At 51.1% G+C, this 12,923-nt stretch carries 11 protein-coding genes; 6 read left to right on the forward strand and 5 right to left on the reverse strand.

All coding sequences use genetic code 11. The features are described 5' to 3' along the window. Window positions 1-366 precede the first annotated feature (366 nt). Window positions 367-1,611, forward strand: coding sequence for a tyrosine--tRNA ligase (gene tyrS, locus B0W44_RS10280; RefSeq protein WP_077719961.1), 1,245 nt, complete (start codon window positions 367-369; stop codon window positions 1,609-1,611). On the opposite strand, the gene B0W44_RS10285 is transcribed toward tyrS, so the two are convergent. Together B0W44_RS10285 and rpsD are read right to left on the reverse strand one after the other, a co-directional pair. Next, window positions 1,547-4,165 (reverse strand): transglycosylase domain-containing protein, encoded by a 2,619-nt coding sequence (locus tag B0W44_RS10285; RefSeq protein WP_077719962.1) that lies wholly within the window; start codon window positions 4,163-4,165, stop codon window positions 1,547-1,549. The genes tyrS and B0W44_RS10285 overlap by 65 nt on opposite strands. Before the next feature lie 107 nt (window positions 4,166-4,272). Continuing rightward, window positions 4,273-4,872, reverse strand: a complete 600-nt coding sequence (rpsD, locus tag B0W44_RS10290; protein WP_077719963.1) for a 30S ribosomal protein S4 — start codon at window positions 4,870-4,872, stop codon at window positions 4,273-4,275. Window positions 4,873-5,176: 304 nt separating this feature from the next. Here rpsD and B0W44_RS10295 point away from each other — a divergent pair, with 304 nt between their 5' ends. The 5 genes from B0W44_RS10295 (at window position 5,177) to nagE (ending at window position 11,120) form a co-directional block, all read left to right on the forward strand. After that, a complete protein-coding gene (locus B0W44_RS10295) occupies window positions 5,177-6,457 on the forward strand; it encodes an ISNCY family transposase (RefSeq protein WP_077719964.1) in 1,281 nt (426 codons plus the stop codon). Between the two features lie 451 nt (window positions 6,458-6,908). Continuing rightward, window positions 6,909-8,096, forward strand: a complete 1,188-nt coding sequence (gene trpB, locus B0W44_RS10300; protein WP_077719965.1) for a tryptophan synthase subunit beta — start codon at window positions 6,909-6,911, stop codon at window positions 8,094-8,096. 262 nt (window positions 8,097-8,358) lie between these two features. After that, window positions 8,359-8,793 (forward strand): PTS sugar transporter subunit IIA, encoded by a 435-nt coding sequence (locus B0W44_RS10305; RefSeq protein ID WP_228440966.1) that lies wholly within the window; start codon window positions 8,359-8,361, stop codon window positions 8,791-8,793. A gap of 39 nt (window positions 8,794-8,832) precedes the next feature. Beyond that, window positions 8,833-9,678 (forward strand): PRD domain-containing protein, encoded by an 846-nt coding sequence (locus B0W44_RS10310; protein ID WP_077719966.1) that lies wholly within the window; start codon window positions 8,833-8,835, stop codon window positions 9,676-9,678. Then, window positions 9,675-11,120 carry an N-acetylglucosamine-specific PTS transporter subunit IIBC gene (nagE, locus tag B0W44_RS10315; RefSeq protein WP_077719967.1) on the forward strand — a complete coding sequence of 482 codons (1,446 nt, stop codon included), beginning with the start codon at window positions 9,675-9,677 and terminating at the stop codon, window positions 11,118-11,120. Before B0W44_RS10310 ends, nagE begins: the two co-directional genes overlap by 4 nt. A 369-nt stretch (window positions 11,121-11,489) precedes the next feature. Here nagE and B0W44_RS10320 read toward each other — a convergent pair whose 3' ends face one another. From B0W44_RS10320 to B0W44_RS10330, 3 genes are read right to left on the reverse strand one after another with little or no spacing between them, the layout of a single operon-like run. Further along, complete coding sequence (locus tag B0W44_RS10320; protein WP_077719968.1) at window positions 11,490-11,738, reverse strand: helix-turn-helix domain-containing protein; 249 nt, start codon at window positions 11,736-11,738, stop codon at window positions 11,490-11,492. Beyond that, window positions 11,731-11,907, reverse strand: coding sequence for a YvrJ family protein (locus tag B0W44_RS18905; RefSeq protein WP_077719969.1), 177 nt, complete (start codon window positions 11,905-11,907; stop codon window positions 11,731-11,733). Before B0W44_RS18905 ends, B0W44_RS10320 begins: the two co-directional genes overlap by 8 nt. Next, window positions 11,891-12,520 (reverse strand): sigma-70 family RNA polymerase sigma factor, encoded by a 630-nt coding sequence (locus B0W44_RS10330; protein WP_169835525.1) that lies wholly within the window; start codon window positions 12,518-12,520, stop codon window positions 11,891-11,893. Before B0W44_RS10330 ends, B0W44_RS18905 begins: the two co-directional genes overlap by 17 nt. Between the last annotated feature and the right edge of the window lie 403 nt (window positions 12,521-12,923).

Below are 12,923 nucleotides of genomic sequence, written 5' to 3' on the forward strand. Positions count from 1 at the left end.
GCGAGTTCCAGTAGTCTGCACATCCCTTCACCTATGACGATGTCACGAAAGGGCAGCTTGTCGCGTTCAGAGAGTCGGTGGACGGTGCGAACCGATGAAGGCGTGCAGGTGAATTACAGCTCGTGAGCCGTGTCTGGCACCGGGTGGCGTCGTTATCCGCAGTCGAGCGAAGAAACAGCCGTTCTTCACAAGGGTGGTACCGTGGGATGGTCAATCTTGCCCCTTGAGTTGAACGGCTTTTTGCGTCAACTGCAGGGTCGCAGCACGACTTTTTCCAGTCGAGATAACTCGGCGCACCGACTGGAGGATGTGTGCGCCATCTTTTCTAGGGACTGATCAACTTAAAATCGTGAAAGGGGACGGATCATGTCTGATCGACAGATTGCGCAAGAAGTGGAACGCCAGTGGAATATTTTGCGCCGCGGGGTGGTGGAGATTATTCCCGAGGCGGAGCTGAAGGAGCGGCTTACCCGCTCTTTGAGAGAAGATCGACCGTTGAAAGTGAAGCTGGGTCTCGACCCGTCAGCGCCGGACATCCACATCGGTCACACGGTCGTCCTGCACAAGCTGCGCCAGTTCCAGGAGCTGGGGCACGTCGTGCAGCTCATCATCGGAGATTTTACGGGGAGGATCGGGGACCCGACCGGAAAATCGGAAACGCGGAAGCAGTTGACAGAAGCGGAGATCGAGGAGAATGCTCGAACGTATAAGGAACAGTTGTTTAAAATTTTAGATCCTGAACAGACGGAAGTGCACTTTAACAGCAAATGGCTCGCACCCCTCACGTTTTCCGATGTGTTGGAGCTGGCGGCCAAAACGACCGTGGCAAGGATGCTGGAGCGGGACGATTTTGAGAGGCGCTACCGCGCCAATCAGGCGATCAGCGTACACGAATTTTTCTACCCCCTCATGCAAGGGTATGACTCGGTCGCACTCGGGTGCGACGTGGAACTGGGGGGGACGGACCAAAAGTTCAACCTGCTCATGGGACGCCAGTTGCAGCAGGAATACGGCCAAGAGCCGCAAATTGTGATGATGTTGCCGCTCCTAGAAGGGTTGGACGGCGAAAAGAAGATGAGTAAAAGTCTCGGCAATTACATCGGTATTGACGATGAACCGAACGACATGTACGGAAAGGCCATGTCTGTGCCAGACGAGTTGATGTTGAAGTACTTCGAGCTGGCCACCGACCTCCCCATGGAAGAGTTGGAATTGCTGGAGCAACAGTTGACGACGGGGACCTTGCATCCTCGTGATGCCAAAATGCAACTGGCGAAGACGTTCGTCCGCATGTACCACGGAGAAGAAGCAGCGGAAGGAGCAGAGCAGCATTTTAAAACGGTGTTCCAGCAGAACGCCTTGCCGGAGGACATACCGGAAGTGGTCCTGGGCAAAGGAGAACTGGAAAACGGCAAGCTGTGGATCGTGAAATTGCTCACCCGACTGGATCTCGTGCCGTCCAACGGCGAGGCGCGGCGCATGGTCGGGCAAGGTGCCGTCAAAATCGACGGGCAAAAAGTCGAGGGAGCGGGTGTGGACGTCGATGTCACAGACGGCATGATCGTACAAGTGGGAAAACGCAAATTTGCCCGGGTGAGAGTGGAGGCATAAATTTGACGGAGTGTTGTCCACTGTCCGTCGGACTGTCCTCGCCCGGACGATTCCCCCCGGAGCTCCCTTCATCACCTTCTCCGTCGCTGTCGTCTCCGTTTCCGTCGCCGGGAGGTTCGTCAGGATCGTTTCCGGTTTCTCCGCCGTCAGACGGTTCGCCACCGTCTTTTCCGTCTTCTGGCGGCGGTTCGTCGCCGTTTGGGTCGTCGTCGTTCCCTGGAACCTCATCACCTTCTTGCCCTTTTACGGGATGGCGACCGTCGTTCGGCTTTCTAGTGTCTGTGGCCTCCTCGTCGGACGTGGTGTTCTGATCGGCCGGTTTTTCCCTTTTAGGGGTGGGCTCGTCTCTGTCGCCCGCTTGGTGTTTCTGTTTCTCTTCTTTCGGTTCGCAGAGCTCGTCCGGCACCTGATCTGCCGAAAACAGTTCGGAATAGACCGTGCCGGGAGCGTGCTTGCCATTGGCAGCACGCTTTCCGGAGTCTTTACATATAGACACGCTGACGAGGCCGTCGGGCCGTTCGAATTGACTTCCCGCTGGGGACAGGTCCGGGACCGTCTCCTGTATGGTGTGAAACAGCTTTGTCCACATGATTTTAGCCAAGTTTTCATTGGGACGGACGACAGGAGACGTTTGTTCATAGTCGTATCCGACCCAAACGCTCATGGCGATCTCGGGGGTGTAGCCGACGAACCACACGTCCTTCGCGTGTTGTGTCGTTCCCGTTTTGCCGGCGACGTCGTAAGCGCCGCTAATCCGACTCCCGATCCATGTGCCCGTGCCACTCTTCAACACATCGCGCAACACGTCGGTCAACAGATAGGCGGATTTTTCCGACATCATGCGTTTCGGTTTTACTTTGTGTTCGTAAACGGTGCTTCCTTCAGCGTCCTCAATGCGTTGGATGAGATACGGCTCGTTGAACGCTCCCTTGTTGGCAAACATGGCGTACGCGCTGGCCATCTGCTCCGGGGAGAAGCCGTTCACTCCCAAGACGCCCACAGGGACGCGCTGCTCGGGAGGGACGTCCATGCCCATGTCGGCGATGAATTCGTAGCCTTTTTCAATCCCGACTTTGCGAAAAGCGTCGATGGCTGCGACGTTGTATGAGTGTTTCAGCGCTTCGCGCACAGTGACGTTGCCGTGGAAGTTGTGGGCGTAGTTGCTGACGGTGTGTCCGCCGACTTTAGCCACTTCAGGGGTATCTTTCAAAACCGTTCCCGGCTGAAGGACGCCGCTCGCCATTCCCGGGCCGTAAGCTAAAAGGGGTTTGGCCGAGGAGCCGGGCTGTTTATACGCGTCGAGGGCGCGGTTCTTAATGTGTTCCTTGTCTCTGCCGCCGACGAACGCCAGCAGAGCCCCGGTTTTTACGTCGATGACGACCGATCCGACTTGCTCTTTGGCGATGATCTCGCCGTTGATTCCTTCAACTTTTACTTCGACATCCGGCTTGTAGCCGTCGTATTCCCGAACGGCTTCGTTTAAAGCGTCGTACAGTTTCAGGTCTATCGTCGTGTGTATGCGGTAACCGCCTTCTGCAAGGCGTGATTTGTATTCGGCGAGCAGGCGGTCGTACTGCTTCGGCTGTAGTTTCTCCAGTTGGATGTCGTCCAGCTCCATCAGTTTTTCTGCCGCCCGCTTGTGAACTGCTTCGAACAAGTAAGGGTACTGTTCATACGTGTAAGGCGCCGGTTCGGCGAGGGACGCTTTCAAGTCAAACGATGTTGCCTTTTGGAATTGGGCATCGGTGATTTTACCGTTTTCCAGCATGCGGCTCAATACCGTATGCTGGCGCTGAAGCCCGGCTTTCAGCGTGTCCTCTTCCAGTGGAGAGTAAGCGTTCGGTCGCTGCGGCATGCCCGCTAAGTACGCGGCCTGGGCAAGGTTTAAGTCCTTGGCGCTGACGCCAAAGAGGCTTTCCGCTGCGGCTTCAATGCCGTATAAATGTTCACCGCCCGGTCCTCGCCCAAAGTAAATGCGGTTGATGTACGAGGTCAAAATATCTTCTTTGTCAAATAGGCGTTCAAGGCGCAGGGCGAGGAATATTTCCCGCGCTTTGCGGCTGTACGTCTTTTCCGGGTCTTTGAGCACAGACAGTTTGACGAGTTGTTGGGTAATGGTGCTGCCGCCGGTCGTGGTAGAACTGCCGATGAGGTCTTGGACTGCCGCCCGCAGGAGCGAACGGGGAACGATGCCGGCGTGTTCGAAAAATTCTTTGTCCTCTGTCGCGACGATGGCGTCGACAAAGTAAGGGGAGACGTCTTTCAGTTTCACGAGCACGCGATCGTTCGCTGTGCGCAGTTCACCGCTGCCGATCGGTTTGCCGTTCTTGTCGAACAGGAAACTCGTCAGTGTGAACTGTTCGATGTCTTGTTTTAGCTCTTCTTTGCTCGGTATCGGTTGTTCTTTGACATGGGAAGCGACAAATCCCGCTGCAGTTCCCACCGCGATGAAGCCGGCTGCGAGTCCGAGGACGATCACTGCGAGGATAGACGTGATGATGTATTGACAAACACGGAACCAGCGCGGCTTTTTTCTCTCCGGCAAATTGGCCATGGAACCCACCCCGTAGGCGACGAACTGAACATCTAACTACAAGATATGGGGAAGGCATGGCCGACATGCCACAATAAAAAACACCCCGCTCGGGGTGTTTGGGTGTCTTAACGGGAATAGAATTCGACGATGAGTGTTTCGTTGATCTCAGAAGGAAGTTCTGCGCGTTCCGGCAAACGTGTCAACGTGCCTTCTTTTTTCTCTTCGTCAAACGACAAGTAGTCCGGCAAGAAGTTCCGATTTTCCAACGCCTCTTTCACGATGTCGAGGTTGCGGCTCTTCTCCCGAAGCCCGATGACGTCGTTCGGCTTGACCTGGTAGGACGGGCGGTCCACTTTTTTGCCGTTGACGGTGACGTGGCCGTGAACGACCAGTTGGCGTGCCTGTGCACGAGTGCGGGCCAGACCTAAACGGTAGACGAGGTTGTCCAGACGGCACTCGAGCAAGATCATGAAGTTCTCGCCGTGAACTCCTGTCATTTTTCCGGCCTTCTCGAACGTACGACGGAATTGTTTTTCCGACAAACCGTACATGTGACGCAGTTTTTGCTTTTCTTGAAGCTGCAGCCCGTACTCACTCAACTTACGCCGCTGCGTAGCGCCGTGCTCGCCCGGCGGGTACGGACGTTTTAGTTCTTTACCGGTTCCGCTCAAAGAAATGCCCAAGCGGCGGCTTAATTTCCAGCGAGGTCCTGTGTAACGTGCCATAATCTTTCAATCTCCTTTGCATCATTTGTGTGAGGAACAAATGATGGGATGTGCCTGATTTTTCCACGCAGCCCGGATAGCACGGAGACTGCGTGCGGCTGGCCTGTTGCCGCGGTAGGCAGCCGAATCAGGGAGGGTGATCACATCACCATGCGTTTGCTATCCTCCATCCAAATACACAAGTCGCATTATAGCGAAACAGGCAAATGAAGTCAATGGACTGAAGCGATTTTGTTAAACGTCCGTGATATTGTCATATTGTAACGCGTCAGTGAAAATGTCACATATGGGAGAGAACATATTCATGAGCAGACAAGAGCTGAAGCGTTACACCGTCATTGATCGCTGGATTCAAGGTTTGATCACAGGAGGTGAAGCCGCTGAACTCCTTGGGTTAAGTTACCGCCAGGTTTGTCGTCTCAAAAAACGGGTGCTTGAGGAGGGGGAAACGGGGATTATCCACAAAAACAAAGGACGCAAACCGGCACACGCACTGTCTGACAATACACGTCAAAGAATTCTGGAGCTCCACCAAAGCGATGCGTATCAAGGGTGTAATGATGTGCATTTTGCCGAATTGTTGGCCAAGTACGAAGGAATTCACGTCAGTCCGTCAACCGTGCGTCGCATTCGCTCTGAGGCCGGCATCAAACCGAAACGCAAACGGCGCCCGCCGAAAGTGCATCGCCCGCGACAGCGCAAACCGCAGCCAGGCATGTTGGTCCAAATGGACGGCAGTCCTCACCCTTGGCTGGAAGATCGGGCAGAACCGATGTCCCTTCTTGCCGCCATTGATGATGCCACCGGTCACATTGTGGCTGCGCTTTTCCGGCCACAAGAAGACACGGAAGGTTATTTCAGGCTCACACAACAGATGATCGAGCAGAAAGGTATTCCGATGAGTGTGTATTCGGATCAACACATGATTTTCCGTTCCCCTAACGAGAAGCAAACGATCGAGCAGGAATTGGCGGGAGAACCCGTTCCGTTGTCGCAATTCGGACAAGCCCTGGAGGAGTTAGGCATAACTCACATCAAGGCCTTAACCCCCCAAGCCAAGGGACGGATTGAACGGCTGTTCCAAACACTACAAGACCGTTGGATTGTCGAGTTGCGCCTCCGGGGCATCGACACCATTGAGGAGGCCAACACGGTGCTGCCGGAGTTGATCAAAGCGCATAACGAACAGTTTGCGGTTGAACCGCGTGACCCAGAAAGTGCGTTTGTCCCTTTGGAACAAGGACAAGCGTTGGATCTAATTCTTTGCTACCGTGAAAAGCGTACTCTGGGAACCGGAGAAACAATTGCTTACAAAGGAAAAACCTACACAATAGATCGCTCGGATCACCAACAAACCATCCCGCGCAAAACCCGTGTCGAAGTGCGAGAAACATTAGACGGAAGACTATTTGTCCGGCACAAAGGGGTGGATTACCCCCTAAAGGAAACCGTACCACCAAAACGCCAGTCGCTGCCAAAACAAAAGGCGAGCTCGGAGAAACAACCTCACAAGCCCGCACCCCATCATCCTTGGCGCCAATATCGGCGCACCCAATCTAAATCCAGGATACGACAACGGGCTTAAAAAATCTAGTCTGTGCCGTTAGAAGACGGACCGTGATCCCTTCATCCCTTTTAGCCAGGGAGCTTGTAGTGGGCATTTTTATCAAGGGCGAGTGAAACTCGGGTATAAGCCTTTACCCTTGATGAAAGGGCCACTACAAGCTACGCTCCTGAACGGATGGAGGGAACAACTAAAATAGGACAGAATCACTGACGAGTTAATAGGACATTTTCACTGACGCTTGACAGAGGCTGTTATACCCACTGTCATGGTGTTGTCATATTCACCCCGGTAACAGTACTGTGAACATGCCAACATGGGCCGGGAGGCTATTGCATTGACCGGGCTGAAACGAAGCAAATAGTTGTACCGCCAACTTGCTGCTGTTCGGAAAGGGGTGGCTAACCGTACGGATTTGTATTAAAATGATGGAAGTTGGACGAAACACTATGCTGAGAGGAGAACAGGTGAGATGAGTTTAGCGCAAGTCGACACTGGTTTTTTTGGAGAATTCGGAGGAAGTTACGTTCCAGAACCGTTGCAGCCCGTTCTGAAACGGTTGGACGAGGCATTTCAAGCGTACAAGGACGATCCGGAGTTCAAACGAGAGCTAGAGGCGTATGTGAAGGATTTCGTCGGCCGGCCGAGTCCCCTCTACTTTGCGGAACGCTTGACACAAAAGCTCGGCGGGGCGAAGATCTACTTGAAACGGGAAGAGTTGAACCATACCGGTTCACATAAAATCAACAATGTGCTGGGCCAGATCTTATTGGCGAAGCGCATGGGGGCGAAACGCATCATCGCCGAGACGGGTGCCGGTCAGCACGGTGTGGCCACGGCGACCGGATGTGCCATGTTCGGGATGGAGTGCGTCATCTACATGGGTGAAGAAGACACGAAGCGCCAGGCGCTGAACGTGTTTCGGATGGAGTTGCTCGGAGCGAAAGTAGTGCCTGTCACCCGCGGCACCCGCACGTTGAAAGACGCTGTGGACGCGGCATTGGAAGACCTGGTGGAAAACTACGAGAACACGTTTTACTTGCTGGGTTCAGCGGTCGGGCCCCACCCTTTCCCGACGATTGTGCGCCACTTCCAGTCGATTATCGGGCGTGAAGCGCGGGAGCAGATTTTGGAGCAAGAAGGGCGCCTGCCCGATCTGGTGACGGCGTGTGTCGGGGGCGGCAGCAATGCCATCGGTCTGTTTTATCCTTTTGTTTCCGATGAAACAGTGAAGATGGTCGGGGTTGAGCCGGGAGGGCGGGGAAGTGGTCTGGGCGAACACGCGGCCCCGATCAACTACGGCACACCCGGCGTGATTCACGGTTTTAAATGTTACGTCATGCAGGACGACGACGGGAACATTCAGCCGACCCACTCCGTTGCCGCCGGTCTCGACTACCCCGGGGTGGGACCGGAACACAGTTACTACCATTCGATCGGCCGCGCCGAATACACGACCGTTACCGATGAAGAGGCGCTGGAAGCTTTTCAAGTACTGTCCAAAGCGGAAGGGATCATTCCCGCCCTGGAAAGCGCCCACGCCGTGGCGTACGCGATGAAGGTGGCGCCGGAGATGGAGCGAGATCAGATTATCGTCGTGAACCTCTCCGGCCGCGGGGACAAAGATGTAGAGCAAGTGTTTCGTTTGTTGAATACGTAATGGGCGACAAGCGGATTCCAGACAGGACGGGCATTGAACGCGCCGAAGACGACACTGAACGGTTAAGCCCTTGTCTTTTCGTAAGTGCGGTGTTATACTGAACACAGCTGAATCACGATCACATGTGACTGACACGATCAGGCATGGTGGTACTTAAGGGTTGATCGTCCCTTTTTGTGTACCGCCATGCCTTTTTTCGTCAATGAAAAGGTGGGGATTCAAAATTTTTAGGAAATTTAAACGACAAAATGTTTACGCACCTATGGACGGAGAGATTGTGTTACTGTCAGAGGTTCCGGACCCCGTTTTTAGCCAAAAAATGATGGGTGAAGGGATTGCGATGATCCCAACAGACGGAAGAGTTCACGCCCCTGTAAACGGGAAAGTGATTCAGATCGCGCCTACGAAACATGCGGTCGGGATGCGCGCTGATGACGGCACAGAAATTCTCATTCACGTTGGCTTAGAAACCGTTTCTTTACAGGGTAAGGGTTTTAAGGTAAAGGTCAGTGTCGGAGAAACCGTTTCGGTCGGAGACCTTCTCATGGAATTTGATTTGGCCTATATACGCACACATGCCAAAAGCCTTGTATCACCGATTGTCATTACAAACAGTCGTAACCGTGACCAAAAGTATACGTTGACAAAGGAAAAAGAAGGCAAAATGGGGGAAACTGTCATTATGACCATTAAGTGAAGCGTTGTGCAATAAAGAACTCATAAGGGTGATCTTTCGGTGAAAATCGCCAAGGTATTGAACAACAACGCGGTCGTAATAAAGGATAAGGGTCAGGAGAAAATTGCCATTGGATCTGGGATCGGTTTTCGGAAGGGGAAAAACGATCTTGTAAATCCCCGTAAAATTGAAAAGCTGTTTGTCTTAAAAGAAAACGAAAAACTGCAGCATTTGTTGTTGCGAATTCCTGAAGATCACTTCGTTCTTTCCGAAGAAATCATTGCTTATGCAGAAGAGCAGCTGAATACAAAGCTCAACGACCACATTCATATCGCGCTCACGGATCACCTCACCTTTGCCATTGAACGAGAAAAGAAAGGCATTCAATTAAAGAACAAATTGTTGTATGAAATCAAAACCTTGTACAAGAAAGAATTTGACATTGGCCTCTGGGCGATACAGCACATTAAAGAAAAACTGAACGTGAACATGCCTGTGGATGAAGCAGCTTTTATTGCCCTTCACATCCATACCATGAAATTGCACGGAGGTGATTGGCAGGAAACAGTCAGGCAAACGACGCTTGTGAGGGATATGGTGCACACGATCAAAGACTTTTTAAACATTGCGGTTGAGGAGGATGATATATCCTATGAAAGGTTGATCACCCATCTTCGTTTTTCCTTAACGAGAACGAAACAATCTAAGTTGCACACCATGGACAAGGAAATGCTGAAAATGATCAGGAGGAAGTATCCACTTTCATACCGTTGTGCCGCGAAGGTAGCCAAAGATTTGTCGTCCTTACACGGCATAAATCTGCCAGAAAGTGAGCTAGGCTACATTGCGCTTCACATCGAGAGACTGAGAAAGATGAGGGACACAGAGGAGGAATCACCAAAATGATGACATATTTACAGAGACTCGGCAGGTCCTTGATGTTACCGGTAGCAGTATTGCCTGCCGCCGCTATTTTGATGGGGATAGGTTATTGGCTCGACCCGTCGGGATGGGGAGAAGGAAACGCTGCTGCCGCTTTCCTGATCAAATCCGGTTCTTCGATCATCGACAACATTCCCATCCTGTTTGCGGTGGGGGTAGCCCTGGGGTTGGCGAAGGAGAGAGACGGATCAGCGGCGTTGAGCGGATTGGTTGCCTATTTAGTCGTGACAACGCTCCTCTCCACTGAATCCGTTGCGATGCTGCAAGGGGTGGAGGGTGACAACGTTAACGCTGCCTTCGGAAATATCGGCAATGCCTTCGTCGGAATCCTCTCGGGTATTATCGCTTCCCTCATGTATAACCGCTTTAGTCACGTACAATTACCGGATGCGCTGGCTTTCTTTAGCGGAAAGCGGCTTGTTCCCATCATGACGTCGGTTTCTATGTTAGTCATGTCTGTCATCCTGTTCTTTATATGGCCGGTTATTTATTCCGGGCTCGTCTCGTTTGGAACGGCGATCAGCAATTTAGGCTACATCGGTGCCGGGTTATATGGATTTTTCAACAGACTTTTAATTCCGACAGGCTTGCACCACGCGTTGAACTCAGTGTTCTGGTTTGATGTAGCGGGAATTAACGACATCGGCAACTTCTGGTCGGGGGAGGGGACGAAAGGCGTGACTGGCATGTATCAAGCCGGTTTCTTCCCCATTATGATGTTCGGCTTACCTGCTGCAGGTCTTGCCATGTATCACACAGCTAAAACAAAACGAAAAAAACAAGTGGCTTCCTTAATGTTAGCTGCAGGCTTCGCCGCTTTCTTTACAGGCGTGACAGAACCGCTGGAATTTTCATTCATGTTTTTGGCACCGGCGCTGTATGTCGTTCACGCCGTCTTAACCGGTCTTTCTCTCGCCATCGCCTCGTTTTTCCAATGGACAGCAGGCTTTGGATTTAGTGCTGGATTTATAGACTTTTTCTTAAGCTCCAAACTGCCATTGGCCAATCAACCGTATATGTTAATCCTGCAAGGTTTCGTTTTTGCCGTCATTTACTACGCCGTGTTCCGCTTTTTGATCGTTAAGTTCAACATAAAAACGCCGGGCAGGGAAGACGATGCGAAGGAGTCCACATTGCAACAAACCGTGGAGGATGAGAAAGAGCCCACCGCTGCAATCGCCGCCCAGATCTACGAAGCGTTAGGCGGGGATGCGAATGTGACGTCCGTTGACAATTGTATTACACGGTTAAGGGTTGAAGTAAAAGACATGGATGCTGTAGACAAAGACAAGATCGAAGCGACAGGGGTGCCGGGGGTTCATGTGGTCGGCAAACACAGTATTCAGGTCATCGTCGGCACTTCCGTACAGTTCGTCGCTGATGAGATTAAAAAAATGCGTCAATGACAAGCAAAAGCCATTCCACGCCTGCAGGAGTGGACGGGAGGAACTGCCAGTGAATGAGGCATCTGCAACGGCACATTCACTGGCTGTATGTTTATAAGAGGTCATCTCACTGCTGAGGTTTGTTACGAAACGCGGGGTCCCTCCTGGAAGGTTTTAAACAGTTGCCTGATCTTCGGAGGGAATGTGTCGACGAGAGGGCGCATGGCGTTCAAAGAAAGTGCTGATCTGATTCAGAAGTGGCAACAGGTTCATATCGGTCCCCCTGTGGCAGGGGGATTTAGACACACGGCCTTTTGACAGTCAGTGAAGTAGAAGTATGTTTCAAGTATCGAAGCGAGTGTTCAGGTTATCGAATACGTTGAAGTCATATTATCTCTCCCTATCAGCATGCCATTGTTTGATTGCCAATTCCCAGAATCCGCACGTTTTTTTGAAATCAAATTGAAGGATTACCTCAATCGCTTTCATTTTGAGTTCCTGGTACAAGTCTTCCTGCTCCTTTGACGATGTTTGTTTCAGGGATGCTTTGATTTTTGGCTCAAACCGTTTGAGAATCGTGTGAATCGCCTCCGTATCTGACTGCTGTGCCTGTTCTACTAGATCAATCAGTCTACTCACGATAATCCCTCCTTAACTCCTTGATGACTTCAGACAACTCCTGGATTCTTTTCTCCATGTGCTCGATTCTGACCTCAAAACGGAATAAAAGGAAAAGGGCAATCAAAATGGGAAACCCAACATTCCCCAGTGTTTGCATAATGTTAAGGAAGTCAGGGACATCTCTCATGTTTATCCCACTCGAGCAGATATGTTTTTAACTTCGATAGAGTGATGTTTCTCACTTTCGAAATAGATTGCTGAGAAACCCCTTCCTTGGTTGCGATTTCTGTATCCGTCATGCCTTTCAGATAGTAGGATTCTAAAACGTGCCTTTGCCGTGGAGTAAGGGAACGAATCGCATGGTAGAGTGCCGGGTTCTCAATTTTATCCTCTAAACGGTCCTCCTTTTCAATGACGGCTTGTTCGACAGGAATTGCTTCAGAATCTTTGATAAGGTCCAGGTTAGTCGTCGTGGTATCCGCTTCGCAACTGGCGGGCTGGTCCAATATTAAGAGTAGGCGCTGGTTTTGCTGCTTTCTTTTTTGGTCGTAACGAATAGCGTGCCGCTTTAAAGTGTTTGAAAGGATACGGATTAGTCTGATTTCCACATAATATTTCTGAAAAGCGCGATCCAGTGCTTCTTCAGCTTCTTTCGTTTTCTCGTCCACGTATGTTTGGTATAGACGTTGGTGTTCGGGAATTTTTAGAAATGATTGTATCAGCGCATTGTCGGCGTATTGATCTATCCGCTTTTTCCCTTTGCCGGTACCTTGATGGCCGCGTGCCGTTTTACATGTCATTTCTATCACCCTCCTCTCTAGTATAAAGGCAGATAAAACCGCAGATTTACAACCGAATGAGAACATTTGTTCCCATATATTATAATAAATTTTTTTGAAATTTTCATTAAAAAATATAAATAATTGATTAATATGTGTAAATTTTATATCCGTTGGAAAACAAGCCAAGTCTAGTTTTTTGCAGAACGGAGTGTGGCAGGACATTTTTCACGAAAAAAACGAAGAGTGGTTGTGATTTTGTTTTCCGACAGGCCCTTATGTAAAGTGAAGGGATCACAAGATCAAGGAAGGGGGTGGTGACCGTTGAAGGATGTCAATTGCCAAACTAGCAGTTGTCGTTTGTGTAGACATTCCGGAAGACGGTTGTGTTCTAGATCGCTTGGTTGTTTCAGTCAATCAAAAG

Source organism: Novibacillus thermophilus, from assembly GCF_002005165.1.
Taxonomy (GTDB): Bacteria; Bacillota; Bacilli; order Thermoactinomycetales; family Novibacillaceae; genus Novibacillus; species Novibacillus thermophilus.

What these genes read in the sequence shown, in the direction of transcription:
- tyrS (WP_077719961.1), top strand. Translation starts at nt 367, where the DNA reads ATGTCTGATCGACAGATTGCGCAAGAAGTGGAACGCCAGTGGAATATT.
- B0W44_RS10285 (WP_077719962.1), bottom strand. Translation starts at nt 4,165, where the DNA reads ATGGCCAATTTGCCGGAGAGAAAAAAGCCGCGCTGGTTCCGTGTTTGT.
- B0W44_RS18905 (WP_077719969.1), bottom strand. Translation starts at nt 11,907, where the DNA reads ATGAGAGATGTCCCTGACTTCCTTAACATTATGCAAACACTGGGGAAT.
- nagE (WP_077719967.1), top strand. Translation starts at nt 9,675, where the DNA reads ATGATGACATATTTACAGAGACTCGGCAGGTCCTTGATGTTACCGGTA.
- B0W44_RS10295 (WP_077719964.1), top strand. Translation starts at nt 5,177, where the DNA reads ATGAGCAGACAAGAGCTGAAGCGTTACACCGTCATTGATCGCTGGATT.
- B0W44_RS10305 (WP_228440966.1), top strand. Translation starts at nt 8,359, where the DNA reads ATGGACGGAGAGATTGTGTTACTGTCAGAGGTTCCGGACCCCGTTTTT.
- trpB (WP_077719965.1), top strand. Translation starts at nt 6,909, where the DNA reads ATGAGTTTAGCGCAAGTCGACACTGGTTTTTTTGGAGAATTCGGAGGA.
- rpsD (WP_077719963.1), bottom strand. Translation starts at nt 4,872, where the DNA reads ATGGCACGTTACACAGGACCTCGCTGGAAATTAAGCCGCCGCTTGGGC.
- B0W44_RS10330 (WP_169835525.1), bottom strand. Translation starts at nt 12,520, where the DNA reads ATGACATGTAAAACGGCACGCGGCCATCAAGGTACCGGCAAAGGGAAA.